Annotated in this window: 21 protein-coding genes, 1 tRNA gene and 1 riboswitch; of the genes, 11 read left to right on the plus strand and 11 right to left on the minus strand. The window is 62.4% G+C overall.

Annotated elements, in window-relative coordinates; all coding sequences use genetic code 11:
* Positions 1-42 precede the first annotated feature (42 nt).
* Positions 43-2,673, plus strand: coding sequence for a ligase-associated DNA damage response DEXH box helicase (locus FB009_RS28650; protein WP_375714199.1), 2,631 nt, complete (start codon positions 43-45; stop codon positions 2,671-2,673).
* Positions 2,674-2,782: 109 nt separating this feature from the next.
* A complete protein-coding gene (pdeM, locus tag FB009_RS28655; RefSeq protein ID WP_011974363.1) occupies positions 2,783-3,508 on the plus strand; it encodes a ligase-associated DNA damage response endonuclease PdeM in 726 nt (241 codons plus the stop codon).
* Positions 3,509-3,558: 50 nt separating this feature from the next.
* Here pdeM and FB009_RS28660 read toward each other — a convergent pair whose 3' ends face one another.
* The 5 genes from FB009_RS28660 to FB009_RS28680 form a co-directional block, all read right to left on the minus strand.
* Positions 3,559-3,795 (minus strand): Lrp/AsnC ligand binding domain-containing protein, encoded by a 237-nt coding sequence (locus tag FB009_RS28660; RefSeq protein ID WP_011974362.1) that lies wholly within the window; start codon positions 3,793-3,795, stop codon positions 3,559-3,561.
* Between the two features lie 106 nt (positions 3,796-3,901).
* The gene (locus FB009_RS28665; RefSeq protein ID WP_011974361.1) at positions 3,902-4,309 is read right to left on the minus strand and encodes a GFA family protein; all 408 of its coding nucleotides are present in this window, start codon (positions 4,307-4,309) and stop codon (positions 3,902-3,904) included.
* Positions 4,310-4,519: 210 nt separating this feature from the next.
* Positions 4,520-5,323: a TIGR02186 family protein gene (locus tag FB009_RS28670; protein WP_011974360.1), complete on the minus strand. Its 804-nt coding sequence runs from the start codon at positions 5,321-5,323 to the stop codon at positions 4,520-4,522.
* The gene (locus tag FB009_RS28675; RefSeq protein ID WP_011974359.1) at positions 5,323-6,249 is read right to left on the minus strand and encodes a sulfite exporter TauE/SafE family protein; all 927 of its coding nucleotides are present in this window, start codon (positions 6,247-6,249) and stop codon (positions 5,323-5,325) included. The genes FB009_RS28670 and FB009_RS28675 overlap by 1 nt, the downstream gene beginning before the upstream one ends.
* 318 nt (positions 6,250-6,567) lie before the next feature.
* The gene (locus FB009_RS28680) at positions 6,568-10,248 is read right to left on the minus strand and encodes a peptidoglycan-binding protein (protein WP_011974358.1); all 3,681 of its coding nucleotides are present in this window, start codon (positions 10,246-10,248) and stop codon (positions 6,568-6,570) included.
* Positions 10,249-10,697: 449 nt separating this feature from the next.
* On the opposite strand from FB009_RS28680, the gene FB009_RS28685 reads away from it, so the two are divergent.
* From FB009_RS28685 to FB009_RS28695, 3 genes are all read left to right on the plus strand, one after another.
* Positions 10,698-12,494 (plus strand): acyl-CoA dehydrogenase C-terminal domain-containing protein, encoded by a 1,797-nt coding sequence (locus FB009_RS28685; protein ID WP_011974357.1) that lies wholly within the window; start codon positions 10,698-10,700, stop codon positions 12,492-12,494.
* Positions 12,495-12,597: 103 nt separating this feature from the next.
* The gene (locus FB009_RS28690; protein ID WP_011974356.1) at positions 12,598-13,806 is read left to right on the plus strand and encodes an acetyl-CoA C-acetyltransferase; all 1,209 of its coding nucleotides are present in this window, start codon (positions 12,598-12,600) and stop codon (positions 13,804-13,806) included.
* Positions 13,807-13,827: 21 nt separating this feature from the next.
* The gene (locus FB009_RS28695) at positions 13,828-16,038 is read left to right on the plus strand and encodes a 3-hydroxyacyl-CoA dehydrogenase NAD-binding domain-containing protein (protein ID WP_011974355.1); all 2,211 of its coding nucleotides are present in this window, start codon (positions 13,828-13,830) and stop codon (positions 16,036-16,038) included.
* Between the two features lie 332 nt (positions 16,039-16,370).
* On the opposite strand, the gene FB009_RS28700 is transcribed toward FB009_RS28695, so the two are convergent.
* Positions 16,371-16,844, minus strand: a complete 474-nt coding sequence (locus FB009_RS28700; RefSeq protein ID WP_011974354.1) for an SRPBCC family protein — start codon at positions 16,842-16,844, stop codon at positions 16,371-16,373.
* A gap of 126 nt (positions 16,845-16,970) precedes the next feature.
* Here FB009_RS28700 and FB009_RS28705 point away from each other — a divergent pair, with 126 nt between their 5' ends.
* Positions 16,971-17,534, plus strand: coding sequence for a winged helix-turn-helix transcriptional regulator (locus tag FB009_RS28705; RefSeq protein ID WP_011974353.1), 564 nt, complete (start codon positions 16,971-16,973; stop codon positions 17,532-17,534).
* Here FB009_RS28705 and FB009_RS28710 read toward each other — a convergent pair.
* On the minus strand, positions 17,509-18,594 hold the full coding sequence (locus FB009_RS28710; protein ID WP_024311098.1) for a calcium:proton antiporter: 1,086 nt from the start codon (positions 18,592-18,594) through the stop codon (positions 17,509-17,511). The genes FB009_RS28705 and FB009_RS28710 overlap by 26 nt on opposite strands.
* A 299-nt stretch (positions 18,595-18,893) precedes the next feature.
* On the opposite strand from FB009_RS28710, the gene FB009_RS28715 reads away from it, so the two are divergent.
* From FB009_RS28715 to FB009_RS28730, 4 genes are all read left to right on the plus strand, one after another.
* Positions 18,894-19,541 carry a S24 family peptidase gene (locus FB009_RS28715; protein WP_102045625.1) on the plus strand — a complete coding sequence of 216 codons (648 nt, stop codon included), beginning with the start codon at positions 18,894-18,896 and terminating at the stop codon, positions 19,539-19,541.
* A complete protein-coding gene (locus FB009_RS28720) occupies positions 19,542-20,387 on the plus strand; it encodes a thermonuclease family protein (protein ID WP_102045624.1) in 846 nt (281 codons plus the stop codon).
* Between the two features lie 65 nt (positions 20,388-20,452).
* Positions 20,453-20,863 (plus strand): tellurite resistance TerB family protein, encoded by a 411-nt coding sequence (locus FB009_RS28725; protein ID WP_018011620.1) that lies wholly within the window; start codon positions 20,453-20,455, stop codon positions 20,861-20,863.
* Between the two features lie 60 nt (positions 20,864-20,923).
* Complete coding sequence (locus FB009_RS28730) at positions 20,924-21,736, plus strand: sterol desaturase family protein (RefSeq protein WP_011974348.1); 813 nt, start codon at positions 20,924-20,926, stop codon at positions 21,734-21,736.
* A 101-nt stretch (positions 21,737-21,837) separates the two neighbouring features.
* Here the strand turns inward: FB009_RS28730 and FB009_RS28735 are convergent, their stop codons facing one another.
* From FB009_RS28735 to FB009_RS28745, 3 genes are all read right to left on the minus strand, one after another.
* Positions 21,838-22,689: a transporter substrate-binding domain-containing protein gene (locus tag FB009_RS28735; protein ID WP_011974347.1), complete on the minus strand. Its 852-nt coding sequence runs from the start codon at positions 22,687-22,689 to the stop codon at positions 21,838-21,840.
* A 120-nt stretch (positions 22,690-22,809) separates the two neighbouring features.
* Positions 22,810-22,884 (minus strand) — tRNA-Gly (locus FB009_RS28740).
* Between the two features lie 50 nt (positions 22,885-22,934).
* Positions 22,935-24,032 carry a 2'-deoxycytidine 5'-triphosphate deaminase gene (locus FB009_RS28745; RefSeq protein ID WP_011974346.1) on the minus strand — a complete coding sequence of 366 codons (1,098 nt, stop codon included), beginning with the start codon at positions 24,030-24,032 and terminating at the stop codon, positions 22,935-22,937.
* A gap of 75 nt (positions 24,033-24,107) precedes the next feature.
* Positions 24,108-24,186: riboswitch (SAM riboswitch) on the plus strand.
* A gap of 43 nt (positions 24,187-24,229) precedes the next feature.
* Here FB009_RS28745 and FB009_RS28750 point away from each other — a divergent pair.
* Positions 24,230-25,414: an O-succinylhomoserine sulfhydrylase gene (locus FB009_RS28750; RefSeq protein ID WP_018011617.1), complete on the plus strand. Its 1,185-nt coding sequence runs from the start codon at positions 24,230-24,232 to the stop codon at positions 25,412-25,414.
* Between the two features lie 67 nt (positions 25,415-25,481).
* On the opposite strand, the gene FB009_RS28755 is transcribed toward FB009_RS28750, so the two are convergent.
* Positions 25,482-26,099 carry a CDP-alcohol phosphatidyltransferase family protein gene (locus FB009_RS28755; RefSeq protein ID WP_011974344.1) on the minus strand — a complete coding sequence of 206 codons (618 nt, stop codon included), beginning with the start codon at positions 26,097-26,099 and terminating at the stop codon, positions 25,482-25,484.
* Positions 26,100-26,246 lie beyond the last annotated feature (147 nt).

A 26,246-nucleotide genomic window follows, 5' to 3' on the forward strand; every position in this document is an offset into this window, starting at 1 on the left:
CATGGATAATATTTATCCATGATTCGGCCTTCGTGTCAATCAATGCGACGGCACCTAGATGCAGCCTTCTCTTTTTCCGCGTTTGATCTACCTTTGTTCTCCGTGGAAAGGATCGATTCCCCATTGCCGGAAAGCGGCGCCCTGACATTGCCCACACCCTTTCTCCGGTGGTTTTCGGAAAAGGGCTGGCGACCGCGCGCGCATCAGCTGGAGCTTCTATTACGCTCCGAGGCTGGCGAGAGTACGCTTCTGATCGCGCCGACCGGGGCCGGCAAGACGCTCGCCGGCTTTCTGCCCTCGCTCGTCGACATCGACAGGCGCGGCATCATCCCCGCCGGATCGCCCTTCGTCGGTATCCATACGCTGTACATATCGCCGCTGAAGGCGCTTGCCGTCGACATCGAACGCAACCTTATGAAGCCGGTCGGTGAGATGGGGCTGCCGGTCCGGATAGAAAACCGCACCGGCGACACGCCCCAAGGCAAGCGACAGCGTCAAAAGCTCAATCCGCCCGACATTTTGCTGACGACCCCGGAGCAACTGGCGCTGCTTCTCGCCAATGGCGAGGCGGAGCGCTTCTTCAAGGATCTGCGTTATGTGGTCCTGGACGAGCTGCACTCGCTGGTGATGTCGAAGCGCGGTCATCTCCTGTCGCTCGGCCTCGCGCGTCTGCGCCGGCTCGCCCCCGCACTGCAGACGATCGGCCTTTCGGCGACGGTCGCCGATCCTTTGGACCTGCAGCGATGGCTGGTCGCGCAAACGCCCCCGCAGGAGGCCACCCCACAGGAGACCCCCACGCAGCAGGCGTGTGCGGGGTTGATCACCGTTGCCGGTGGAGCAAAACCCGAAATCGCCATCCTTCGGACGGAGAAACACGTGCCCTGGGCCGGCCATTCGGCACGTTATGCGATCGCCGACGTCTATGTCGCCATCAAAGAGCACCGTACGACGTTGCTCTTCGTCAACACGCGCAGCCAGGCGGAGATGCTGTTCCAGGAGCTCTGGACGATCAACGACGATAATCTGCCGATCGCCCTGCACCACGGTTCTCTCGACGTCGCCCAGCGTCGCAGGGTGGAGGCGGCGATGGCCGAAAACCGTCTGCGCGCCGTCGTCGCGACGTCGACGCTCGATCTCGGGATCGACTGGGGCGACGTCGATCTTGTCGTCCACGTCGGGGCTCCGAAGGGTGCAAGCCGGCTTGCGCAGCGCATTGGCCGCGCCAACCATCGCATGGACGAGCCGAGCCGCGCCATTCTGGTTCCGGCCAACCGCTTCGAAGTGATGGAATGCCAGGCGGCGCTCGACGCCAATTATATCGGCGCTCAGGACACGCCGCCGATCGGCAAGGGCGCGCTCGACGTATTGGCACAGCATATTCTCGGTATGGCCTGCGCGCGGCCCTTCGATGCGTTGGAACTCTACGATGAGGTGACCAGCGCTGCGCCCTATGCCCATCTTTCCTGGGAAACCTTCGAGCGGGCCGTCGACCTCGTCGCCACCGGTGGATATGCCCTTCGCACCTATGAGCGCTACGCCCGCATCCGCAGGACGAAGGACGGGCTCTGGCGCGTCTCCAACCCGACGGTCGCACAGCAATACCGTCTGAATGTCGGAACGATCGTCGAGTCGCCTATGCTGAACATCCGCATGGTCAAGCGGAACCAGCGCGGATCGCTCGGCCGGGGCGGCATGTCGCTGGGCAAGGTGGAAGAGTATTTCCTCGAAATGCTTTCACCCGGCGACACCTTTCTCTTTTCCGGCAAGGTGCTGCGCTTCGAGGGCATCCGCGACAACGAATGCCTGGTTTCGCAGGCGTTCTCCTTCGACCCCAAAGTACCGAGCTATGCCGGCGGCAAGTTTCCGCTATCGACCTATCTCGCGGCACAGGTGAGAGAGATGCTCGCCGACCCGGATCGCCGCGACCGCCTGCCGGACCAGGTCAGGGACTGGCTGGCCCTCCAGGGGGACGTCTCTATGCTTCCGCGCGCCGACGAACTCCTGATCGAGACCTTCCCGCGCGGCAGCCGGCATTACATGATCGCCTACGCCTTCGAAGGCAGGCTGGCCCACCAGACGCTCGGTATGCTGCTGACGCGCCGCCTCGACCGCGCCGGATTGAAACCGCTTGGCTTCGTCGCGACAGACTATTCCCTCGCCGTGTGGGCGCTCGACGACATGGGCGCGGCATTCCAGGCGGGTAGGCCGTCGCTCGGTCAGCTCTTCGAGGAGGATATGCTGGGTGACGATCTGGAGGCATGGCTGAACGAATCCTTCCTCCTGAAACGCACCTTTCGCAACTGCGCGGTTATTGCCGGGCTCATCGAGCAGCGCCATCCCGGCAGAGAGAAGACGGCACGGCAGATTACGGTTTCCGCCGACCTCATTTACGACGTATTGCGCGCGCACGAGCCGGACCACATCCTCCTCGAGGCGACGCGCAACGATGCGGCCACCGGGCTCCTGGACATCGACCGCCTGGGTTCCATGCTCAAGCGGATCAAGGGACACATCACCCATCGCGGGCTCGATCGCATCTCGCCGCTTGCCGTGCCGGTGATGCTGGAAATCGGGCGGGAATCGGTGCATGGGGAAGCACAGGATTTCCTGCTGACGGAAGCGGCCGACGATCTGATCAACGAGGCGATGGGCGGCAAAGGTACGGACTATTGAGGGCAATGGGAATCACGGGCTACATAGGGGCGGCTCACCCCCCTCTTGAAGGCAGGCCAGCAGGAAGTGCCGGCGCGCCCTCCTTCCGCACGAGAATGCCGGAGTAACAATGCACCGCCTTCTACACGCGATATCGGCGCCTGCCGCCAACGTCTCCATTCAGACGCGCACGACGATCAATGGCGTCGCGGCGATCTGCGACCCGCTCGGCGGTCTCTACCTGCCCGAAGGCCGCACGCTTGTCGTATCCGACCTCCATCTTGAAAAAGGGTCGGCCTTTGCCCGGCGCGGCATGATGCTGCCCCCTTACGATACGCTTGCGACGCTCAGGATACTGGAGGCGGTGGTCGCTCGCCACAGCCCGGCAACCGTCATCAGCCTCGGCGACAATTTCCACGACCGCAAAGGATCGGCGGCAATGCCGGAAAATTTCCGTCAGATGGTCGCTGCGATGGCCCGTGGCCGCGAATGGATATGGATCAACGGCAATCACGATCCCGACGGGGCACAGGGGTTGCCCGGCACCTCCATGGACGAGCTACGCCATGCCGGCCTCGTCTTCAGGCACGAACCCTCGACAGGCGACGGCATCGGCGAGATCGCCGGCCATCTGCATCCGTCCGCTACGGTGAGGCGGCGGGAAAGGTCGGTCCGGCGCGCCTGCTTTGCGACGGACGGCAGGCGTCTCGTCATGCCCGCCTTCGGCGTCACGACGGGAGGCCTCGATCTGAGGCATCCTGCGATGACCGGCCTCTTCGACCGGCAGCAGCTCATCGCCCACATGCTCGGCCGAGACCGGATCTATTCGGTGCGCTTCGCCAATCTTCTCGGTTAGTGCGTTCCGCTTCTCGCAGCGTAACTCGTTTGCGATTTTCGCGCGACGGTTCAAAAGGCGTTGAACGTAAGCGTCGTCAGTGAGCGGGAGATGCCCGGAACGCTTGCGATATTGTCGTTGATGAACTTCCCAATGTCCTGCCCTTCCTCGATATAGATCTTCAGAAGCAGGTCGTAATCGCCGCTCGTCGAATACATCTCCGAGACGATCTCCTTGCGATAAATCTCGTCGGCCACCTCATAGGTCTTGCCGGGAGCGCACTGCACTTGCACGAAAATCGGTTTCATGGGGGCTTCCTCAAGTTCGCATCGCTTGCCGCCGATGCCTTTCGCCTGCTTCCTTAGACTAAACCGCCGCAAGGCAAAAGAGAGCGCCGATAGCGTCCATACAATGCTAATGCCCGGTTGGAAGGCCTTCGAAGTGCTCGAGCGCGTCGTCAAGCTGCACCCATTTATGTCTCGATTGTTCGAATACCGACATGGAGGGTGGCGCGAAGGCCGGTTCGGCGAAAGAACCTACCGCGACCCCGATCCAGGACGGAGCGCCATCGGCTCTCCAATAGACGGTCGAGCCGCAAATCGGGCAAAAGTACATACGGACCTTGCGACCGCTCTCTGCGATACGAATGAATTCCGTAGAGGCTCCCGAGATCTCGACACATTCAGCCGAGTAGAACGCATTGGCGCTGAAGGGCGCACCGGTTCGCCGTTGGCAAGCCAGGCAGTGGCACACCGCAGTCAATTGTGGCGGCTCGCTGACCATCAGTTTAAGTGCGCCGCAAGCGCATTGGGCATTGGCCATGGAAACTCCTCCCGCTCGCAGGGTGAAATTATGATGATGAGGGCTGAAGCGCAGGGCCGAGCCGCAATTCAATTGCGGCGGCCGATGCGAGGGGGCTGAGACCTGATACGATTTCAGGCTCGCCGAAACCCGAAAGTAGATCGCGGGAAGGCCGAAGTCTAGGCCCCCTCTAAACGCTTACGAAAGAACTCGGCCCTATGGCCGAGCAGTCTATTCCTTGCGGAAGAGCAGGCTGGCGCCCCAGCCGGTGACAACGGCGAGGGTCACGGCCAGAAGGCCGTAGATCAGCGGCTGATCGTGCGCTGCGCGGGTGATCGCCTGTTCGAGGCCCGTCTTGACGACCCGAAGCGGCAGAGCCTTTGCGGCGACGAAAACACCGTCACGGAAGAGATAGGCACGCACGATATGAATGCCGTTCGGGACGTTGGCGGGCAGCCGTACCGACGCCTTGAACAGGCTCGAACTGATGAACTGCACCCCGCCCGGATCGCGCTGGTAGACACCGCTTGTCTCGCGAATCGTCCGGAAGGCGTTGCGAAACTCCCCGAGCGAGCTGCCGTCGCCGACGAAGCCGAGCGGCACCAGCCGCATGTGATCGACGCCGATGCCCATATTGGCGATGTCGCGCCGCGGCGCGATGGTCTCGATGGCGCGGGTGCTCGACAGAGAGTAGGCCTCCGGAACGAGCTCGAAAGTCATCGACTGGGTATTGACCCAGATGCCGAACACGCGCTCCTTCTTGCGCACCGTCGCATTGTCCTTCGGCCCTTCCAGCGCAACGATGATGTTGTATTTGCCCTGCGCCAGCAGGTTTGCGTCGAAGCCGTCGATGGCGCCGAAGATCGTCAGGTCGGCGCCCCGAAAATCGGAGGTGATGGCAATCTCCTCCGTAGAGATGCCGATCTCGAGCTTTTCGGTGAAGTCGGTGACCTTGCGCTCCAGAACCTGCGCCAACGCCGGTGTGGTGACGGCCAGCACAAGCGCAACGAGAGAGAGGGGGAGGAGCCAGCGCATCAGAAGCCTGCTCCCGCGGATACGACCGAGTAGATGTTCTTCGGCGGGATGACGAGTTCGATCGCCAGACGGATGCCGACGGCGAGGACGAGCAGAGCCAGCAAGGCCCTGAGCTGCTCGCCGCGCAACCTTTGTCCGACCCGCACGCCATATTGCGCGCCGATGACGCCCGCGATCATCAGCACGAAGGCGAGGACGATGTCGACGGTGTAGTTGGTCGAAGCCTGGACGATCACCGTATAGGCGGAAACGAAGACGATCTGAAACAGCGAGGTACCGACGACGACGTTGGTCGGAATACGCAAAAGGTAGATCATGGCAGGCACCATGATGAAGCCGCCGCCGACACCCATCACGGAGGTCAGCACGCCAATCGAAAAGCCGAGCGTCGCCACCGGGATGACACTCAGATAGATCTTCGACTTCTTGAAGCGCATCTTCAACGGCAAGCCGTGAATCCAATTGTGCTGGCCGGGCCGCCTGAGCTGCGGCGCCTGGTTTTTCGCCGCCTTGCGCATGGCGCCGATACTTTCCCAAAGCATCAGCGTGCCGACCGAACCGAGAAGCAGGACGTAGAGCAGCGAAATCACCAGATCGAGCTGGCCGGCGCTCCTGAGCAGCGAGAACAGCCAGACGCCAACGGTCGCACCCACAAGGCCGCCGCACAAAAGCACCGTACCGAGCTTGATATCGATGGTGCCGCGGCGGAAGTGGGCGATCGCCCCTGAGATCGACGAGGCGACCACCTGATTGGCACCGGTCGCCACCGCCACGACGGGCGGAATATTGTAGAAGATCAGGAGTGGCGTGATCAGGAATCCACCGCCGACGCCGAACATGCCGGACAGAAAGCCGACGGCCGCGCCCATGCCGAGAATGATGAAAATGTTCACCGACAACTCAGCTATGGGCAGATAGACCGTCACGGCCGAACCTCGATATGCCAGCGGCCCGCGGGGCGGGCGGAAATTGCTCCTTCACAATTCCTAATCGTAAACAATTGAGAAATTGTGCAATGTTTCACATTTCCCTCAGCCCTCACGCGTCCGGAGCCGCATGGCGCATTCTTCGGAGTGGCAGGTGATTACCACGGAGGGGATGTACTGTTGGACCAACCTCCCCTCTAAAGGGAGAACGGCAACACTGTCTGTCATGCGCTCACGCGCCGGAGCTGTCAACCTTTTCAGGGACATGCGAGATGCGCTGACCTGCGTCTTTATGGCGCCCCTTCAAACTCGCGATCATCAGCTGTTCCGCTTCAGCAGTTCCCGAACCAGAGCGTCGGTGATCTCGCCCGTCGGTTCCTGCCCGACGGTTTTCTGAAAGGCCTTGATGGCGGCAGTCGTCTTGTTGCCGACCCGGCCGTCCGGCGTGCCGGCATCGAAGCCGTTCTTGTTGAGGATTGCCTGAATGTTGCGAACGGCTCTCGTCATGTCGACGGTCGCAGTCTTGGTCGGGGGACCGATCCAGGCATCGGGGACCTCCACGGTGTTCGCTTCGGCATCGAGGGGCTGGAGCTTCCAGGCGTCGACTGCTGCCCTGGCGCTTGAAAGCTCTTCGGGCTTCAATGCCTTGGCGATTTCGTCCCGTTTTTCCGCCGCATCCTTGTCACCGTCGCGAGCCGCGATCGCAAACCATTTATAGGAATTTTCCAGATTGCGGGCCACACCGTCGCCGCGCGCATAGAGCACGGCGAGATTGAACTGGCTGTCGCGCACGCCAAGATTGGCAGCTTTCTCAAACCATTTGGCCGCCTCGGCGAGATCCGGCGGACCTTCCCGGCCGCCGGCGAGCATGACCGCGAGGTTGTGGATCGCGCTGGCATTTCCGGCCGCCGCCGCCTTGAGATAAAGCGCCTTTGCCTTTGCTCCATCGCGCGGAACGCCTGCGCCTTTTTCATAGAGGCTGGCGAGCCTGTATTCGGCCGGTACCACCCCGGCATCGGCGGCGCGTTGATACCACTTGACGGCCTCCGCCCGATCCGCCTCCACCCCACGTCCTTCAGTGTAGCGGGCGCCTATTTCGTAGAAGGCAAGAGGATCGCCGCCCTTGGCCGCAGTGACCAGCGCCGGCGGTCCGAACCCCTCAGGCAATATGATTTCGTTCGCCTTGGCTGGCTCCAAAGCCTCGATCTTGACCGCGCCGCCCGATGGCGGCTGCAAGGCCGAGGGTAGAGACCCCTGTACCTCTGCCGGCTCCATCAAGGCGGCATGGCCGGCGTTCGATCCGCCGCCGGCCGTGTCGGTCGTGCGCACATCGGCGTCGGTGGACCGCTCCGGTGTCCCTTTTGCGGGCGCTCCTTTTGCGGTCGTTGGCGCTTCGGCCTTCGCGGCAAGAGCTTCCGCCCTCGCCTCCTCCGCAACCTCTGCGGAAGAGGCCGGCTGAACGAGGCCGTCCTCGACTGCCTTCGGCTTTGCGATCTCTGCCTTGCGCTCGATCGCCGGTGCCGGCGCGCCCGGCACCTCCTTGCCTTTCACCACGGTGCTGACGAGCGGATAGGACATGATCGCGAGCAACACGGCACCGACTGCCATCAGGATCGGACGGCGATGACGGGCGAGCGCGCCGCCAGCGGCTGACGGTTCCCGGCTCTCCTTGGCGCGACTCAAGCTATCGGACTCCTCGACCGCCAGCTGCGCCGCACGCCGGGCAGCCGCGATGAAATCCGCTTTTTCGCCCTCGTTCACCTCCTGCGCACCACGCGCCATCTGGCCGGCGCGAACGCGCTCGAGAATCTTCTTGACGTCGGGGACGCCGGAGCCCGGCTCGAGGAGCTGATTGGGGTCCTCGGGAGCAAGCATTTCGGACGGGTCGATCGACGGAGCGGGCTCGATCATCTGCCGCGCCTGGGTCGCCATGGCCTCGTTCGGCTTCGGCGCGAACCGCCGGGTGAGACCGGCAAGCAGGCTCGTCTTCACCGCACGCGCCTCTACCCTGATCTCGCCGTCGTCGACCGTTGCGACTTCGGCGGCATCATGCGCTTCAGCGGCAGCCGGCACCGGTGCCTGGGCGTTGGTTTCGCTCTCGCTCGCGGACGCGCGCTCCGCTTCGTCCTCCTGCTCCGCCTCGGTCGAAGTGCACGCGAATTCGAGCGGCGCGGCCCTGGGTGTCGGAGCGCTTGTCCAAGGTTCGTGAGAAACCGGCTCCCGCTCTTCAAGCCGCTCCAATTTTTCCGCGATGTGTACGAGCGTTTCGTGCAGCGCTTCGAAGGTGCGCGCGGTCCGTTCGTCGCTCGACCGGCTGAGTTCCTCCAGGCTGCGAAGATCCTCGGCGAGCGCCGAGATCGCCGCCATGTCGGTGCTCGCCGCCAATTGCGGCGCGGTGTTCCTGGAATAGGCCTCCATGACCGCTTCCGCAGCCTGACGGGCGGCCTCGATGATATACTCGTCGCTGGTCGCCAAGTAGTCCTCGAGCGCGTTCATGCGGCCTTCGAATTCGGCGGGCAGGCCGGCTGCTTCAGCGTGCGACTGGCTGATCAGCGCGGAGAGATTTCCGATCTGCGCTTCGAGATTGCGCAGAGCCTGCCGGTCGTCGAAGGGCGCGGCATGCGTCTCCTCCAGGCGTTCGGCAATACCCGCCAGTCGATCCTCGAGACGGTCGAAGCGCCTGTCCGCCGTGGGCTCGGCATGGGGCGCGAGACCCTCGATACGGCGGGCGAGATCGTCGAGCCGCTCGGCCAATCCGTTGTTGACGCTATATTCGGAGAGCGCCTCGATCCTGCGTGAGATGTCGGCAAGATGATCCGTGAGATCCGGCTCGGCGCCCTGCCGGCTATGCTCCAGAACGGCGGAAAGCTGATCCAGACGCTCTTCCAGGCGGGCCGCCGCCTTCTCGCTGGCGAGGTCTTCCACGCGTGCCGCAAGCGCCTCGATCCTCGCGCCGAGGCCGGAGTCCCCCCGAACGGAAAGGGAGTCGATCTGCCGCGACAGATCTGTAAGCCTGCCTTCCAGGCGTTCGACGAATGAGCCATCGGCTCCGGCAACATTGCGGTCGTCCGCGGCGATCGCGCGGCTGATCTCATCGAGCCGCCTGTCAAGCCCGGCGAATTGAGGAGCGAAGCGCCTGTCGTCGGGCTGTATCTGGCGGCCGAGCATCTCGATCGCCTTGGCAACTGCGACGAGCTTGCCCTCCAGAACTTCGACAGCCGAGCCCTTGTCGAGGGAGTTGATCTGCGCCTTGATCTCGTCGAGCCGATAGGCGAGTGCGACAAGTTCGTCGTCTCTGTTCTGGTCGAATGCATTCAGGCGGTCTTCGACCCCGTTCCATCGGTTTTCCATGCGGCGCATGCTTTCTTCGCGCGCCAGACCCTCTAGCATGGCCCTCAGTTCGTCGAATTCGATCCTGAGGGCATCGGCCTCGGCGGGCGAAGCCTGCCGGCCAAGCTCCTTGATGCCGGCCGAAAGGCGCTCGATATCGTCCCGCACGTCTTCGGCAAAACGGCGATCCTGGGCGGCCTCGGCCTTAATGCCTCGGATTTCCGAACGCAGCGTATGCATCTCGCGGGAGAGGCCGTCATCGAGATCGCGCTTCAGTTCCTGCCGAAGACCGACAAGTGCTTCGGCGATCTCTGCTGCAGCCGACGAGCGCCCCGTGGACGGCGACGTTTGTGGAGCCTGATAGCGCGCCTCTGCCGCGGGGCGGGGCGGGGCCGGGCGATCGGGACCAACCGGAATAGCGCGCTCGCGCAGCGGCAAACGCTCGCGCGCCGCCTTGAGCGCGCGCTGGCGGTCGAGTATCTCGGAAACTGCGTCGCTTTCGGCCGTATTCTGCGGCTCAGGCCGCCGGGTCTCCCGGCCGACGCTGCTCATCAGGCCCTCGATGCGCGCCTCGAGCCCTTCGATGGTACGGTTCAGGGCATCGAGCGACGGCCTGTCACCCAAGGACGGGCTGCCCATACGCTGAGAAGTGGATCGCGATCCGTTCATTGCCTCTTCGCCCCTGTATCGCTTTGGCGCTATGGTCGACCAGCACCGAAGCCGCCGAAAGGCCCCGGGTTTCCCCGGCCCGGCCCAACTCCCTTGGCCTCAACGTCGTCGCAGCCGATGCGGGCAAAGCCGCAACAACGCAAAGACCGGACGGGTTGCAGCTTTGACCATCTCAAAGCGCACAATTCATTAAACGTGGTAAATAAGCCGTTAACCGATGGGATCTTTTAACGCTTATTGTTGCGAACGGTCCGGTTTCCGGCCGCTGCGTGTTTGGTAATGGCCGTGCCCTGTCGAAACTTTCGCGCTGCAAAATTTTGACGTTTACGCAAACGTCAAAATTGGCTAGCATTTCTTCAAGTCGCACACCGCCCCAGGTGCGCGCTCGACAAAGCGGGAATCGGGTCTGCCATGCGGCGGGGCCGAAAGGACATCAAGGCGAGGAAAGCATGCCCATCTACAAGGCTCCGGTCGACGACACCCTGTTCATCCTCAACGACGTGCTCGGCATCGAGCGCTACCACAACCTTCCGGGCTTTGCCGACGTGACGCCCGACATGACGGCCGCGATCCTGGGCGAAGCTGCAAAACTTGCGGAAGAGGTTCTCTTCCCGATCAATCTCTCGGGCGACCAGGAAGGCTGCAGGCGCCACGAAGACGGCTCCGTCACCGTGCCTGGTGGCTTCAAGGAAGCCTATGATCTTTATCGTCAAGCCGGCTGGCTTGGCCTTGCCGCGCCCGAAGAGTTCGGCGGCCAAGGGCTGCCCTATACGCTTCACACAGCCGTCGGCGAATTCATGTCGGCCGCAAACATGTCGCTGATGATGTATCCGGGTCTGACGCAGGGGGCGATCGCGGCCATCCTGGTACACGGCTCTGAGGAACAGAAGCGGGCCTATCTGCCAAAAATGGTTGATGGCACCTGGACCGGCACGATGAACCTGACGGAGCCCCATTGCGGCACCGACCTCGGTCTGCTGCGCACCAGGGCCGTTCCGAACGGCGACGGCTCGTACCGGATTTCCGGGCAGAAGATCTTCATCTCCGCCGGCGAACACGACATGGCCGAAAATATCGTCCACCTCGTGCTGGCACGCATCGAGGGCGCGCCTGATGGCGTCAAGGGCATCTCGCTGTTCATCGTGCCGAAATTCAGGCTCGACGCAGGTGGCGAACCTAGCGAGCGCAACGGCGTTTCCTGCGGCGCTATCGAACACAAGATGGGCATTCACGGCAACGCCACCTGCGTCATGAACTATGACGAGGCGACCGGCTACCTCATCGGTACGGAGAACAAGGGGCTCAGCGCCATGTTCGTGATGATGAACGAGGCCCGTCTGGCCGTCGGGATGCAGGGGCTTTCGATCGCTGAAGTCGCCTATCAGAACGCCGCCAACTACGCGCGGGACCGTATCCAGGGCCGCTCGCTGTCCGGCCCCAAGTCGCCTGACAAGAAGGCCGATCCTATTATCGTCCATCCGGACATCCGCCGCGCCCTGTTGACGATCAAGGCCTTCAACGAGGGCGGCCGCGCCTTCACGCTCTGGACGGCGCTGAAATCGGACATAGCCCACCGCTCCGAAAGCGAAGAGGAACGTCAGACCGCGGACGACATCCTCAGCCTGATGACGCCGATCCTCAAGGGCGTGCTGACCGACAAGGGCTTCGACCATGCGGTGATGGCCCAGCAGGTATTCGGCGGCCACGGCTATATCGAAGAACACGGCATGAGCCAGTATGTGCGCGACGCCCGCATCGCCATGATCTACGAGGGGGCCAACGGCATCCAGGCGCTCGACCTGGTCGGCCGGAAGCTCGCGCTGAACGGTGGCCGCGCCGTCATGGCGCTCTTCAAGGAGATCGGCGATTTCTGCGAGGAGAACCGAAACGACGAGAAACTCTCCGCCTACACGAAGGCCCTGAAGAAGGGTCTGAACGACCTCCAGTCCGCGACCATGTGGTTCATGCAGAACGCCATGGCCAAGCCCGACAATGCCGGTGCCGGTTCGACCGACTATATGCATCTCTTCGGCCTCGTCGTTCTCGGCTATATGTGGGCGAAGATGGCGAAGACGGCTGAGGAGACGCTTGCCGCTGGCGAAACGAGGCGCGCGGACTATCTGAAGAACAAGCTGATTACGGCGAAATTCTTCATGGAGCGCATCCTGCCCGAGACCGCGCTGCGCAAAGCCCGCATCGAAACAGGCGCAGACACGATGATGGCGCTGGACGCGGCCGCGTTCTGATTTCAGACTGGAGCCGGAATCGAAAGCGCGAAGCGGTTCGCCCGAATCCCGCTCCGATTGATAATGCGCGGCCCGAGGAAACGCCGCCGAAAGGGAGATCAAGATGACGAAAGTCTTCGTTTACGACCACGTGCGCACGCCGCGCGGCCGTGGCAAGAAGGATGGTGCTCTGCACGAAGTGCCTTCCGTCCGGCTCGCGGCCAAGGTGCTGGAAGCGGTGCGCGACCGCAACGGGCTGGATACCGCGACGGTCGACGACGTCATCATGGGCTGCGTAGATCCGGTCATGGATGCGGGTGCGGTAATCCCGAAGGCAGCCGCCTTTGAGGCCGGCTATTCGACCCGCGCGCCGGGCATGCAGATCTCCCGCTTCTGCGCCTCCGGCCTTGACGCCGTCAATTTCGGCGCCGCGAAGATCGCGCAAGGAGCGGACGACATCGTTATCGCCGGCGGTGTCGAGTCGATGTCCCGCGTCGGACTTGGAATGTCGGGCGGCGCCTGGTTCATGGACCCGTCGGTGAACCTGCCGGCCTATTTCATGCCACAGGGCGTTTCCGCCGACCTCATCGCCACGAAATACGGCTTCTCGCGAGACGACGTGGACGCCTACGCGGTCGAAAGCCAGAAGCGCGCCGCAAATGCGTGGGAAAAGGGCTACTTCAACAACTCGGTCGTCCCGGTCAAGGATCAGAACGGCCTCGTCATCCTGGACCGTGACGAGCATATGCGGCCCGGGACCGACATGCAGGCACTCGCTTCCCTCAACCCTTCATTCCAGATGCCCGGCGAGATGGGCGGCTTCGAGGCCGTCGCCATCCAGGCGCATCCGGAGATCGAGCGCATCAACTATGTCCATCACGCCGGTAATTCCTCCGGCATCGTAGATGGCGCCGCGGCCGTGCTCATCGGTTCCAAGGCCGGCGGCGAAGCCATGGGGCTGAAGCCACGCGCCCGGATCCGCGCCTTCGCCAATATCGGCTCCGATCCGGCGCTGATGCTGACCGGGCCAGTCGACGTTACCGAAAAGCTCCTGAAGCGCGCCGACATGAAGCTCTCGGACATCGATCTCTTCGAGCTCAACGAGGCCTTCGCCGCCGTGGTCCTGCGCTACATGCAGGCCTTCGACGTCCCGCACGACCAGATCAACGTCAATGGCGGCGCCATCGCCATGGGGCATCCGCTGGGTGCGACCGGTGCGATGATCCTCGGCACCGTGCTCGACGAACTCGAACGCCGCGACCTGAACACCGCATTGGTGACGCTCTGCATCGGCGCCGGCATGGGCACCGCCACGATCATCGAACGCGTCTGATCCGATCCCGGGAGAGAGAATATGTCTTACACGAACTTCAAGATCGAAACAGATGCCGACGGCATTGCACTGGTCACCTGGGACATGCCCGACAAGTCGATGAACGTCATCACCGAAGAGGTGATGACGGAACTGGACGGGATCATCGACCAGACGGCCGCCGACCCTGCCGTCAAGGGCGTGGTCATCACCTCCGGCAAATCCTCCTTCTCCGGCGGCGCCGACCTTTCGATGATCAAATCCATGTTCAGCTTCCAGGCCGAGGAAAAGAAAAAGGATCCGGACGATGCCGCCCGGAAACTCTTCGACCTCGTCGGCCGGATGACCGGGCTATTCCGCAAGCTCGAAACCTCGGGCAAGCCCTGGGTCTCGGCGATCAACGGCACCTGCATGGGCGGCGCATTCGAGATGTCGCTGGCCTGCCACGGCCGCGTCGCTTCCAATGCGAAATCGGTGAAGATCGCGCTTCCCGAGGTCAAGGTCGGCATCTTCCCGGGAGCCGGCGGCACCCAGCGCGTTCCACGGCTGACGAATACGCAGGACGCGCTGCAGATGATGACGACGGGCTCCTCGCTCACGCCGGCGCGCGCGAAAGCCATGGGGCTCGTGCACGAGGTGGCCGACCCGGACAAGCTGATAGAGGCTGCCAAGGCGATGATCAGAAACGGCCTGAAGCCGGTGCAGCCCTGGGACGAAAAGGGCTTCAAGCTGCCGGGCGGCGGCATCTGGACACCCGCCTCCGCACAACTCTGGCCGGCCGCCTCCGGCATCCTGCGCCGCGAGACCTATGGCAATTATCCCGGCGCGATCGCCATCCTGAAATGCGTCTATGAGGGACTGCAGGTCCCCTTCGATACGGCATTGAAGATCGAGCAGCGCTACTTCACCGAGATCCTGCAGACGACCGAGGCCTTCTCGATGATCCGGTCGCTGTTCGTCTCGATGCAGGAACTCGGCAAGGGCGCACGCCGGCCGGCCGGCGTGCCGAAAACCGAGCTCCGACATGTCGGCGTCGTCGGCGCCGGCTTCATGGGCGCCTCGATCGCTTATGTGACCGCCGCTGGCGGCATCCCGGTCACCCTCATCGACCGTGACATGGAAGCGGCAGCGAAGGGCAAGGCGCATTCGGAAGGCCTGGTGAAGGATGCGGTCGGCAAGGGCCGCCTGACGAAGGAAGAAGGCGAAGCACTGCTTTCACGCATCACACCTTCGGCCGACTATGCCGATCTCAAGGATGCGGGCCTCGTCATTGAAGCCGTCTTCGAGGACCGGCAGGTCAAGAAGGACGTGATCGATAAGGTGGAAGCGGTGATCGCCGACAATGCGATCTTTGCCTCCAACACCTCGACGCTGCCGATCACCGGCCTCGCCCGGAATTCGAAACGTCCGGAGCAGTTCATCGGCATCCATTTCTTCTCACCCGTCGAAAAGATGATGCTGACGGAAGTCATCCTCGGCGAGGAGACCGGCGATCACGCGCTTGCCTCCGCGCTCGACTTCGTCGCGGCGATCAGGAAGACGCCGATCGTCGTCAACGACACGCGCGGCTTCTACGTCAACCGCTGCGTCTTCCGCTATATCCACGAAGCTTACGACATGCTGATCGAGGGCGTACCGCCAGCAATGATCGAGAATGCCGCCAAGATGGCCGGCATGCCGGTCGGGCCGCTGTCGCTCAACGACGAGGTGGCGATCGATCTGAGCCAGAAGATCCTGAGAGCGGCGGTGGCCGATCTCGGCGAAAAGGCGGTCGATCCCGCGCATATGGCACTGATCGACAAGATGGTCGACGAGCTCGACCGGCGCGGCCGCAAGAACGGCAAGGGCTTCTACGAGTATCCTGCAAAGCCGGCCAAGAAATATCTCTGGCCGGGACTGAAGGAGCTCTTCCCGCAGACGAATGCCGACGGGATCGACGTCGACGTGCTGAAGCAGCGCTTCCTGGTGACGATCGCGCTCGAGGCGGCGCGCACGATCGAGGAAGGCATCGTCACTGATCCGCGCGAAGCCGATGTGGGCTCCATACTCGGTTTCGGATTTGCGCCCTACACTGGCGGCACGCTCTCCTATATCGATGGCATGGGCGCAAAAGCTTTCGTTACGCTCTGCGAGACGCTCGCCAGGGACTATGGCGACCACTTCCGGCCGACGGCGCTCCTGAAGGAGATGGCGGAGAAGGAGGAAACCTTCTACGGCCGGTTCGATCCATATGCGGCGCCGAAGGCCGCGTAAGCCGGTCGTTAGGCGCATGAAGATTTCGAGGGCCGTGCCGGTGGCGCGGCCTTTTTTCACGCCGTGATCTGAGCCACGCGGGAGATCACGTTATTTGCACATAAGCAAACTCATCGCCAGAGTACGGATCTGGCAAAGCGATGCCGGGGACGCACGGCGCTCGCAGCTCTACGGCGAAATCCGCGCCAATACCGGCCTGTCCAGCTTCGGGGAGAGTTACGCGTATTCAGGCAATGCAGGTTTGAGAGTCAGATTTTGAGAAGGCCCCCGAAGCTGGACCGACCCGAAGTAAAAAGAGCTTGCTCCGTCCGTTATGGTCCGGATCAAGTCTGTCAGGCGAGATCGGCCCGTTCGCCGAGCTCGGCCGCAAGAAATCCTATCAGCTGCTCCCAGCCCTCGCGGCGATGTTCGACCTTATCGAGCCCATCCAGGAACGCCGCCTGCTCGGTGAAGACGACCCGTGTGCCGGTGCCTTCCGGAATAAGGTCGACGGTTGCGATGGAGGCGGAGATGCGCCGGTAATCTTGTGCTATCGTGTAAGCTGAGACGATCCTCCTGTTCTCGACGATGTCGAGATAGACCGTCTCGTTGAAGTAGAAAGTCTTCCCGTCTTGGCTGAAACGGCCGCCTTCCCGCCCGCCGACACGGAAGTCGTGGCTATATTCCGCGACTGGCCAATTGTCGGCTTTCACGAACCAGCGGTCATGCGCCGCGGGATCGGCGAAGGCCGCGAAGACCTTTTCCGGCGGTGCTTTGACAACGCGTTCGATCGTGAAGTCGGCATGGTCGGCAGATGCTGCGGTCATGATCTTCTCCCTGTCACTTGCAATAGTGCTTGCATTTTGAAAGCAGTTGAACATTAGCGCCACTGATGCGATAATGCAAGCAGTTTCGAGCGGATACTCCGCTCCTCCTCGTTTTCAGAGACCAGAATGACCGATGACCATCGCTCGGGTTGCCCGATCAATCTTTCGCTCGAAGTCTTCGGCGACAAATGGAGCCTCCTGATCATTCGAGACATGATTTTCGGAGGCAAACGCCACTTCCGGGAGCTCCTGCGCTCGCAGGAGGGTATCTCCTCGAACATCCTGGCCGACCGGCTGAAAACGCTGGTCGAAATCGGCATGCTGACGAAGGCGGACGATCCGAGCCACAAGCAGAAAGCAATATACAGCCTGACGGAAATGGCGATTGCGCTGGTGCCGATCATGGCCCATCTCGGCGCCTGGGGCCGGCGCTACCTGCCGGTCACGGAGGAGCTCAGCATTCGTGCCCAGTTGATGGAAGACGGCGGGCCGAAGCTCTGGGAGCTTTTCATGAGCGAGTTACGCGCCGAACATCTCGGCGAGGCGCGTCCGGAAGGGCCGTCCGTGCGGCAGACCCTACAGGCGGCCTATGAACGTGTGGTGGCGCGCAAGTCAATGGAACAGCAGCCGGTCGACCACATTCACGATTCCAGCGAGAGCCGATCTAGAGCCCCAGAGCCGAAAGCATGATGAAGGTCGCGAAGAGCACGAAATGAGTCATGCCTTCGATGGCATTGGTCTGGCCGTCATTCAGGTTGATTGCGGCGGCAATGAGCGTGACCGCGACCATCACCGTCTGCACCGGGGACATGGCCATGATGAAGGGCTGACCGGTATAAAGCGCGATCGCCTCCATGACCGGCACGGTCAGAATCACAGTCGAAAGCGAAGCGCCGAGCGCGATGTTCACCACTGCCTGCATGCGATTGGCAAGAGCCGCGCGTAGTGCCGTCATGACCTCGGGCGACGCGGAGATCGCCGCAACCACGATCGCCGCCAATGCCGGCGGCGCGGCCGTGCCCTTGATGCCTGCCGAAAGCAGCCCGGACATGATTTCGGCGAGAAAGCCGATCACGATCACGCCCAGGACGAGCACCACGACGGAAGGAAGCACCGGCTCGCCTTCCAGCCGGCTTGCAGCACTTCCCGCTTTGGCACGCGGATAGCTGTAACTGAAGAAGTAGCTGTGCACGCCCACCTGCATTCTGAGGAAAAGGGTGTAAAGAACGATCATCGCGCCAATGGTGAAGGCGGAATAGTAGTGCCATTTCGACTGAGGCACGAATTCGGGAACGAGCATGGAAATGCCCATGGCGGTAAGGATCATGACACTGTAGGTGCGGGCCGAGTCGTCGTTATAGGGCTGCTCCCCATGCTTGAGGCCGCCGAGCAGTGCCGCAAGACCCAGTATCCCGTTGACGTCGAGCATGACGGCCGAATAGATCGTATCGCGCACCAGTGTCGGAGAGGTCTCGCCCGTCATCATGATGGCGAGGATGATTACCTCGACAAGGACCGCCGAGAGCGTCAGGATCATCGTGCCATAGGGATCGCCCACCTTGGCGGCCAGCACTTCGGCATGGTGGGCGACCCGCATGGAAGCAAGCACGATCGCCGCCACCATCAGGGCCGCACCCATGAGCGATGCAGCGCGACCGGCTTCGAGCAGATGATGCTCGAGCGCAACGCCGGCGAGAGCAGCAAGAAAAGCGGCAACGAGATGCCGTTCCGATCTCAGGATTGCAAGCAAGCACGCCTCTTCGTCCGGAGTGAAGCTTTCGTTCATCATCTCTTCGAGGTCGTCTCGACCTAAAAGGATGGCGATCGGTTCCGAAGAACTAGGGCGAGACGCGAGCCTTATACCGCACGCACTTTCCCTCGCCCGCTCTGAAGACTTAGCACAGCTGTGCGCGAGTTCCAGAGCGAGGCAAAGGACTATTTTCCTCGCTGTCCTTTACGGTCGTTCGGCGCTTGGCTAATGTACTCAGAGACGCGGTTTGGGCCGGCCGTGCCGCCCGCATCGTCTCTCCTTTCCGAGAATGGGTCGATATGCTTTCACATGGCAGCATCTGGCGCGCGATTGACGCATTGGCGGAACGCCACCGGCTTTCGCCTTCGGGACTTGCGCGCCGTGCCGGCCTCGACCCCACCTCCTTCAACAAGTCGAAGCGCCGGTCCGCCGACGGGCGCGACCGGTGGCCTTCCACCGAGTCGATCTCGAAGATATTGCAAGCCACGGGAGCGACAGTCGATCAGTTCATGGCGCTGATGCAGCCGAATGCCGCCGGCAGCGAAAAGGAGAGCGCACCGGGCATTCCGTTGATCGGCTTCGCGCAGGCAGGTGCCGGTGGATTTTTCGACGACGGCGGCTTTCCGGTCGGCCAGGGCTGGGACAGTATCGAATTCCCCACAGCCGAGCGGCGGCAGACCGGTGCTTACGCGCTGGAGGTCCAGGGCGACAGCATGCTGCCGCTTTATCGCGACGGCGATATCCTGATCGTCGATCCGAGCGCGCAGGTGCGCCGCAACGACCGCGTCGTTGTCAGGACGCGCGAAGGCGAGGTAATGGCAAAGGTGCTGGCTCGGCAAACACCGCGTGGCATCGAGCTTGTCTCTCTCAACCCCGACCACCCCAACCGCAATTTCGAGATGAAAGAGGTGGAGTGGATCGCACGGATAATCTGGGCGAGCCAATAGATGCGCTCCAAACTCTTTCCCATTGCCGGCGGCCTTGCCGCGCTCGCCGTTTACGCCGGAATTCTGATCGGCGGCGACGCCGCCATCCGCAACCGCGACAGCGCCGCAACGCCCGATTTCGTGCTTGAAACGCCGGATGACGCGGTCGTCGAGGTACCGGCTGCCGAAGCGCATCCTGCCGATACTGACGCGCCTGCCCCTGCCCGGGCGCCTGCCCCGGCGCCCGACCCTCACCCTCCCTTTGGCTCGGAAGCAAAGTCGGACAAGGGCTCTCGCATGGCTGCAAGGCCGATCGAGCCGGGCCTCATCGCCCAGCCGGACGACGGTGTTGCCAAACCTCTGGAAAGGATTGCACCGAGGCCACCGTTTTCGAAGGAGCCGGAAAAGGAAGAGCCTGCTACCGCCGTATTCCCGCGACCGGTCGCGCTTGCCGCCGGTCTTGTCCGATCCGGCGAGACGACCCTGCAGCTCAAGGACATTAAGCCGGAGAAGGCCGAGAAGGTGTGCGAAGCCAACGGCAAGAGCTGGCCGTGCGGCATGGTCGCGCGCACGGCGTTCCGCAATTTTCTGAGGGGGCGGGCGCTCGTCTGTGACGGGGCGGATGGTTCCGCAGAAACCGTGAACGCCAGGTGCAGCGTCGGCGGTCGGGACGTCGCCGAATGGCTGGTCAGCAATGGCTGGGCGACGCCGCTATCGGGCACGCCGCTCGAGGCGAAGGCGGAGGCCGCGCGAAGCGCCCGCCTCGGCTTCTTCGGGGACGACCCCCGCGATCTCGCCCGAGAGCCGATCGCGCTCGACGATCCGACCGCGATCCTCACCCAGGAAGACGCCGCCCCGGACTTGTAAGCCGGAGCGTGAGGTCCTAACTTCCGGCGGTGTTCCATTCGGAATCGCAAACGTCAGGAAATTGGATGTCCGCAAGTCTCAGCCAGCATGAAGCCCTTGTCCACGTCATGGTCATGATGTCGGCTGTCGACCGGAACATGACCGACGACGAATTCGCCCGCATTGGTGTGCTCGTGCGATTCCTGCCGTCCTTCGATGGCTTCGATGAAGATCACCTGATCCATATCGGCCGCGACTGCGCGGCTCAGCTTGCCGCCCCGGAGGGCCTCGATGTCGCGCTCGAAATGGTGCGGGAAGCGCTGCCGAAGCGGCTCTACGAGACCGCCTATGCCCTTGCGGTCGAGATCGCTGCTGCCGACCAGCGGATCCGCAACGAGGAGATCCGTCTGCTCCAGCTGCTGCGCGACCGTTTCGGCCTCGACAAGCTGACCTGCGCTGCAATCGAACGCGGCGCTATCGCACGCTTCAGGAAGTAGGCAGGCGGGCCATTCCGGCGTTCGCGGAAAGGCATTCACGGCAAATTGGAAGCAGTGGTAATGCTCTATTTCGGCTTCTCAGAACCGGTGTGGCGTCTCGGCGCCTTTGCCGCCGCCTTCGCCGCTCTGGCCGCACTCGAACTCCTTCATCCCCGGCTCGAACGGCCGGAGCTGACGCGGACTTTGAAAGCGCGCCGCTGGATCACCAATCTGTCTATTCTTGTCCTCTCCTCCCTCCTGCTGCGTGTCGCCTTTCCGACGGCCGCCACCGGCGTTGCGATCTGGGCCCAGGCATACGGCTATGGGCTGCTCCCGGCGCTCGGCCTGGCGCCATCGGTTGCCGGTCTGATCGCCTTCGTCGCGCTCGACTTCGCGATCTGGCTCGAACATGTCGTGTTCCACAAGGTACCCATCCTGTGGCGCATCCACCGTGTCCACCATGCCGATCCGGGCGTCGACGTCACAACGGCACTTCGCTTTCATCCGGTTGAAATCCTCCTGTCCATGGTCTGGAAGAGCGCCGTGATCGTTCTCCTGGGCGCGCCCGCGCTGGCCGTGCTGCTGTTCGAAATCGTGCTCAATGCCGGGGCGATGTTCAACCACGCCAATCTGCGGCTACCGAAGGCGGCAGATCAGCTTTTGCGCCGATTCATCGTCACGCCCGACATGCACCGCATCCACCATTCGGTCGAGAAGGGCGAAACGGATTCAAACTACGGCTTCAATCTCTCCGTTTGGGATCGGATGTTCTCGACCTATATAGCCCACCCGTCGCGAGGCGACGACGCAATCGAAACGGGCTTGAAAGTCTACGGGCGCAGCGAGCCCATGAAGCTTCTGTGGTCGCTCGTGCTGCCGTTTCGGCGGCGATAGTCATGCGGGAACAGCAAGTCGCATAAGCAAACGCCGACGCTGCTGCTTAGGCTGGCGCGAGATGCGGGTGGAAAACCGCGCACGCTTTTCCTCATCCCGCTCTAATAAATCCCATTCGGAAAATAGCGCAGGTAGATCTCCTCGAGCCTGCCGCTGCGTGAGAGCGCCAAAAGCGCATGGTCGATCGCCTGAGTGAGGGCAGGCTCGGCCTTTCGGTTCATGATCGTCAGCCCCTCGCCGAGGAACCGTTGGGAGAAATAGGAGCCTTCAATCACGGCGCAGCATCCCCCGGCCAGGCTGCCGGATACCCAGAAGGAAAGCTGCATTCCGTCGGAAAATGCAGCCGCAACCGCCCCCTCGCGAAGCGCGGAAAGCAGCGAATCCCGGTCGGAAAACCCTTTCGCCTCGAGCTCGGGGAAGAACGCCTTCAGCATGGCCTCATGGATGGTGCCGGAAACGACGCCGACGGGCCTCTGCGCGAGATCGGCAGGCCCGGTGATCGCAGGTGCAGCCTTCGTGTTGACGACGAAGCGGGCCGGCAGTTGCATGAAGGCTCGGGAGAAGGCGAAACGCTGCCTCAACTCCGAAGTCACGGAGATCCCGGCGGCGATCGCTTCGCCCTGTCCCTGTTCGAGTGCAGGCATGAGCTCCGGATAGGTCACCGCCTGGATCTGGCATTTTGCCTCGATCTCCAGCTCCCGGCAGATCTCGCGGGCAAGGTCGACATGGAAGCCCGACAGCTTGCCCGATTGATCGATGAAATTGAAGGGCGGGAAATCGACCGTCGTCAGGAAGCGAAGCCTGGCAAGCCCGCTCAAGTCGGGCCTTGCAATGCGCTCGCGAGCGTCAAAAAGCCTGGGCAGATCCTTGGGCTGCGCCATGGCAGATCCGGCACCAAGAACGGCCGAGAGAAGGAAGATCCGGCAAATTCGCAGAAAGAATGCGCTCGGCATTGCGGTCCAGTTCGGGTTAGCCACGGGTGGAGGACGCGGTTTCGGTTCATGATCAAGACTATAGAGATGCGGCCGCACTGGCTACAGCACCTCTCGCTCGAGACTCGATGGAAGAAGGAATGGAGCGGGTGATCGGGATCGAACCGACGACATCAAGCTTGGGAAGCTGGCGTTCTACCACTGAACTACACCCGCAACAGAAGCGGAAATTTCCTCAATGGGCGTGATCTGTCAAGCGCTCATCCTCATTCCGCGCGAAAATGCTTAGAGAGCTTGAGCCCCTGCGCCTGATAATTGGAGCCGAGGTCGAGGCCGTAAAGCCCCTCCGGGCGGTCCAGCATGTGTTCGTAGATGAGACGGCCGACGATCTGGCCATGCTCCAGAATGAACGGCACCTCGTGACTGCGGACTTCGAGCACCGCCCGGCTGCCGCTGCCGCCGGCCGACGCATGGCCGAACCCGGGGTCAAAGAAACCGGCATAATGAACGCGGAACTCGCCCACCAGCGGATCGAACGGCGTCATCTCGGCGGCATAGAGTGGCGGTACATGAACGGCCTCGCGGGAAACGAGGATGTAGAATTCGTCCGGGTCGAGGATGAGGTCATCGCGGCCGCGGCTGTAGAGGGGCTCCCAGAAATCGAAAACCGCATGCTGGGCTTTCTTGTCGACGTCGACGACCGATGTGTGATGCTTGCCGCGATAGCCGATCAGCCCGTCGGGGCCGGTGCCCTTGAGGTCGATGGAAAGGGCGATCCCGCCGCCGGAGACGTTTGGCCGATCGCTTGCAACGAGCACGTCGCTTTCATGAAGGGCCAGCAGTTCCTGCTCGGAGAGAACCGCGTGTCCGACGCGGAAGCGTATCTGCGAAAGCCGCGACCCGCGCCTGACGACGATCGGAAAGGTTCGCGGGCTGATTTCGAGATAGAGCGGACCGCTGTAGCCGGCCGGGATCTTGTCGAACTCCTGCGCCCTGTCGGTGATCACCCGTGTAAAGATGTCGAGTCGGCCGGTTGAGCTTTTCGGATTGGCGGAGGCGGACATGTTCGCCGGCAGCGACAGGCTCTCCATCAGCGGTACGATATAGACGCAGCCGGTTTCGAGCACCGCGCCGTCGCTGAGATCAATGACATGCAGTTTCAGGCGATCGAGCTTGTCGGCCACCAGATGAGAAGGGCCGGGCATGAAGCTTGCCCGGACACGGAATGCCGTGGATCCAAGGCGAAGATCGAGGCTGGCCGGCTGAATCTGGTCCCCATCCAGCGCCTTCTCGCTCTTCAGACGTCCCGAGCCGAACAGCGCTGCAATTGCGCGGTCGGCCAAAATCCCTGTTTCGCGGCCCATTCCGATCCTCATCTTCAGTTGCCAGACAAAACCAAACTCCGGGAATTGACGCAAGCGCAGCCAGGCAGTATTGGAGCTTTATCCCGTGGTGATTTGGCCGGTCGGCTTGCAGCCACGTTAAACAAATAGCTAAAAAGGCCGGGTATCAAACCGGTCGTTTCGCGGCCGGTTTTTTTGTTTTTGAAAGTGACCTTCTCATGAGCAAGAATTGGCGCCCGGCAACCCAGCTCGTCCACGGCGGAACGCTGCGTTCCCAGTACGGCGAGACCTCCGAAGCGATCTTCCTGACGCAAGGCTTCGTCTACGACACCTCCGAAGCGGCGGAGGCCCGTTTCAAGGGCGAGACTGACGGTTACATCTATGCGCGTTACGGCAGCCCGACCAACGACATGTTCGAAAAGCGCATGTGCATGCTCGAAGGAGCGGAAGACGCGCGTGCAACCGCCTCCGGCATGGCCGCGGTTTCTGCGGCAATCCTTTGCCAGGTGAAGGCTGGAGACCATATCGTCGCCGCCCGCGCACTCTTCGGCTCGTGCCGCTGGGTTGTGGAGACGCTGGCGCCGAAATACGGGGTCGAGTGCACGCTGGTGGACGGCCGCGATCTCAAGAACTGGGAAGACGCAGTGCGTCCGAACACGAAGGTCTTCTTCCTGGAAAGCCCGACGAACCCGACGCTGGAAGTGATCGACATTGCCGGTGTCGCCAGGCTCGCCGATCAGATCGGCGCCAAGGTGGTGGTCGACAACGTCTTCGCAACGCCGCTCTTCCAGAAGCCGCTGGAGCTCGGCGCCCATATCGTCGTCTATTCCGCGACGAAACATATCGATGGCCAGGGTCGCTGCCTCGGCGGCGTGGTTCTCTCCGACAAGCAGTGGATCGACGAGAATCTGCATGATTACTTCCGTCACACCGGCCCGGCCATGTCGCCCTTCAATGCCTGGACGCTACTGAAGGGGATCGAGACCCTGCCGCTACGCGTTAGGCAGCAGACCGAGAGCGCCCGCCGCATCGCCGACTTCCTCGCAGAGCAGCCGCAGGTCGCACGCGTCATTTATCCGGGCCGCAAGGATCACCCGCAGGCCGACATTATTGCCAAGCAGATGAGCGGCGGCTCGACGCTGGTCGCCTTCGAACTCAAGGGCGGCAAGGAAGCAGCCTTCGCCCTGCAGAACGCGCTGGAAATCGTTCGGATCTCCAACAATCTGGGCGATTCCAAGAGCCTGATCACCCATCCGGCGACGACGACCCATAAGAACCTTACCGACGAGGCCCGCGCGGAACTCGGCATCTCCGCGGGGACCGTGCGCTTCTCGGCTGGAATCGAGGATAGTGAAGACCTCGTCGAGGACTTCGCGAAGGCACTGAGGAGCGTCACGGCCTAAGCCCCTGCAAGGCCACGCAGCCCGCTGCCCTCCTGAACTGCCCCGGTTCACTCGGCAGCGGGCGTTTTCATTGCACGTCTTTCGGAAATGTCAGTCTTGCGAGAATGATCCGCGACAGCGCGGTATAGAGACAAACAAGCGCGAAAACCGACGCCAGTACCGGGAACCACGCCGGGAAAAGGCACGAGAGCAGGAAGAACACGATCGTCTCGGTCGCCTCCGCAAGCCCGGTGGTGAAATATAACGACTTCGCACCGCGTATCATGGTGGTCATGGCGCGCTTCTCGGCCATCACCGCATAGGCGAGGAAGCTCGCCCCGTTGACGTAAAAGGCGAACAGCAAAAAGCCGCCGGCAAGCCCGTTTGCGCCCGGATCGGCGGCAATGAAACCCAGTGGCACGGCGCCGTAAAAGGCGAAATCGAGGACGATGTCGAGGAAGCCGCCGAAATCCGTTCTCCGGCTCGCACGGGCGACGGCGCCATCAAGGCCGTCGCAGAAGCGGCTCACGAGGATCAAAATGGCGGCGGAGTGATATGCGCCGAGACCAACGAGAAGGGCTGCCGCAAGGCCAAGGCACAGGCCGAGGATCGTAATGGAATCGGCGCCTATTCCGCGCTCGGCAAGTGCGGCACCGAGCCTGTCCAGAACCGGGTCCAGACGTCTGCGCAGCGCGCCATCCAGCATAGCCATTGCCCCCACGCTTGAAGAGAACCGGTCGTCGATTCCATCATTCCCGTGCTTGTCACAGGAATCCTGTGTGTCGAAACTGTGCTTATATGGGTGCGGGCGGAAGGCCGTCGGAATCCTGGTCTTTAAAGACCGTGTGCTGGC

Origin of the sequence: Sinorhizobium medicae, from assembly GCF_007827695.1 — a bacterium.
GTDB classification, from domain to species: domain Bacteria; phylum Pseudomonadota; class Alphaproteobacteria; order Rhizobiales; family Rhizobiaceae; genus Sinorhizobium; species Sinorhizobium medicae.

Bases quoted from the DNA above. Each gene is read 5' to 3' on its own strand.
- FB009_RS28715 (WP_102045625.1), top strand. From the start codon at position 18,894: ATGCTTTCACATGGCAGCATCTGGCGCGCGATTGACGCATTGGCGGAA.
- FB009_RS28730 (WP_011974348.1), top strand. From the start codon at position 20,924: ATGCTCTATTTCGGCTTCTCAGAACCGGTGTGGCGTCTCGGCGCCTTT.
- FB009_RS28660 (WP_011974362.1), bottom strand. From the start codon at position 3,795: ATGAAACCGATTTTCGTGCAAGTGCAGTGCGCTCCCGGCAAGACCTAT.
- FB009_RS28745 (WP_011974346.1), bottom strand. From the start codon at position 24,032: ATGGGCCGCGAAACAGGGATTTTGGCCGACCGCGCAATTGCAGCGCTG.
- FB009_RS28705 (WP_011974353.1), top strand. From the start codon at position 16,971: ATGACCGATGACCATCGCTCGGGTTGCCCGATCAATCTTTCGCTCGAA.
- FB009_RS28725 (WP_018011620.1), top strand. From the start codon at position 20,453: ATGTCCGCAAGTCTCAGCCAGCATGAAGCCCTTGTCCACGTCATGGTC.
- FB009_RS28670 (WP_011974360.1), bottom strand. From the start codon at position 5,323: ATGCGCTGGCTCCTCCCCCTCTCTCTCGTTGCGCTTGTGCTGGCCGTC.
- FB009_RS28695 (WP_011974355.1), top strand. From the start codon at position 13,828: ATGTCTTACACGAACTTCAAGATCGAAACAGATGCCGACGGCATTGCA.
- FB009_RS28735 (WP_011974347.1), bottom strand. From the start codon at position 22,689: ATGCCGAGCGCATTCTTTCTGCGAATTTGCCGGATCTTCCTTCTCTCG.
- FB009_RS28650 (WP_375714199.1), top strand. From the start codon at position 43: ATGCGACGGCACCTAGATGCAGCCTTCTCTTTTTCCGCGTTTGATCTA.
- FB009_RS28665 (WP_011974361.1), bottom strand. From the start codon at position 4,309: ATGGCCAATGCCCAATGCGCTTGCGGCGCACTTAAACTGATGGTCAGC.
- pdeM (WP_011974363.1), top strand. From the start codon at position 2,783: ATGCACCGCCTTCTACACGCGATATCGGCGCCTGCCGCCAACGTCTCC.
- FB009_RS28680 (WP_011974358.1), bottom strand. From the start codon at position 10,248: ATGAACGGATCGCGATCCACTTCTCAGCGTATGGGCAGCCCGTCCTTG.
- FB009_RS28720 (WP_102045624.1), top strand. From the start codon at position 19,542: ATGCGCTCCAAACTCTTTCCCATTGCCGGCGGCCTTGCCGCGCTCGCC.
- FB009_RS28700 (WP_011974354.1), bottom strand. From the start codon at position 16,844: ATGACCGCAGCATCTGCCGACCATGCCGACTTCACGATCGAACGCGTT.
- FB009_RS28750 (WP_018011617.1), top strand. From the start codon at position 24,230: ATGAGCAAGAATTGGCGCCCGGCAACCCAGCTCGTCCACGGCGGAACG.
- FB009_RS28690 (WP_011974356.1), top strand. From the start codon at position 12,598: ATGACGAAAGTCTTCGTTTACGACCACGTGCGCACGCCGCGCGGCCGT.
- FB009_RS28685 (WP_011974357.1), top strand. From the start codon at position 10,698: ATGCCCATCTACAAGGCTCCGGTCGACGACACCCTGTTCATCCTCAAC.
- FB009_RS28755 (WP_011974344.1), bottom strand. From the start codon at position 26,099: ATGCTGGATGGCGCGCTGCGCAGACGTCTGGACCCGGTTCTGGACAGG.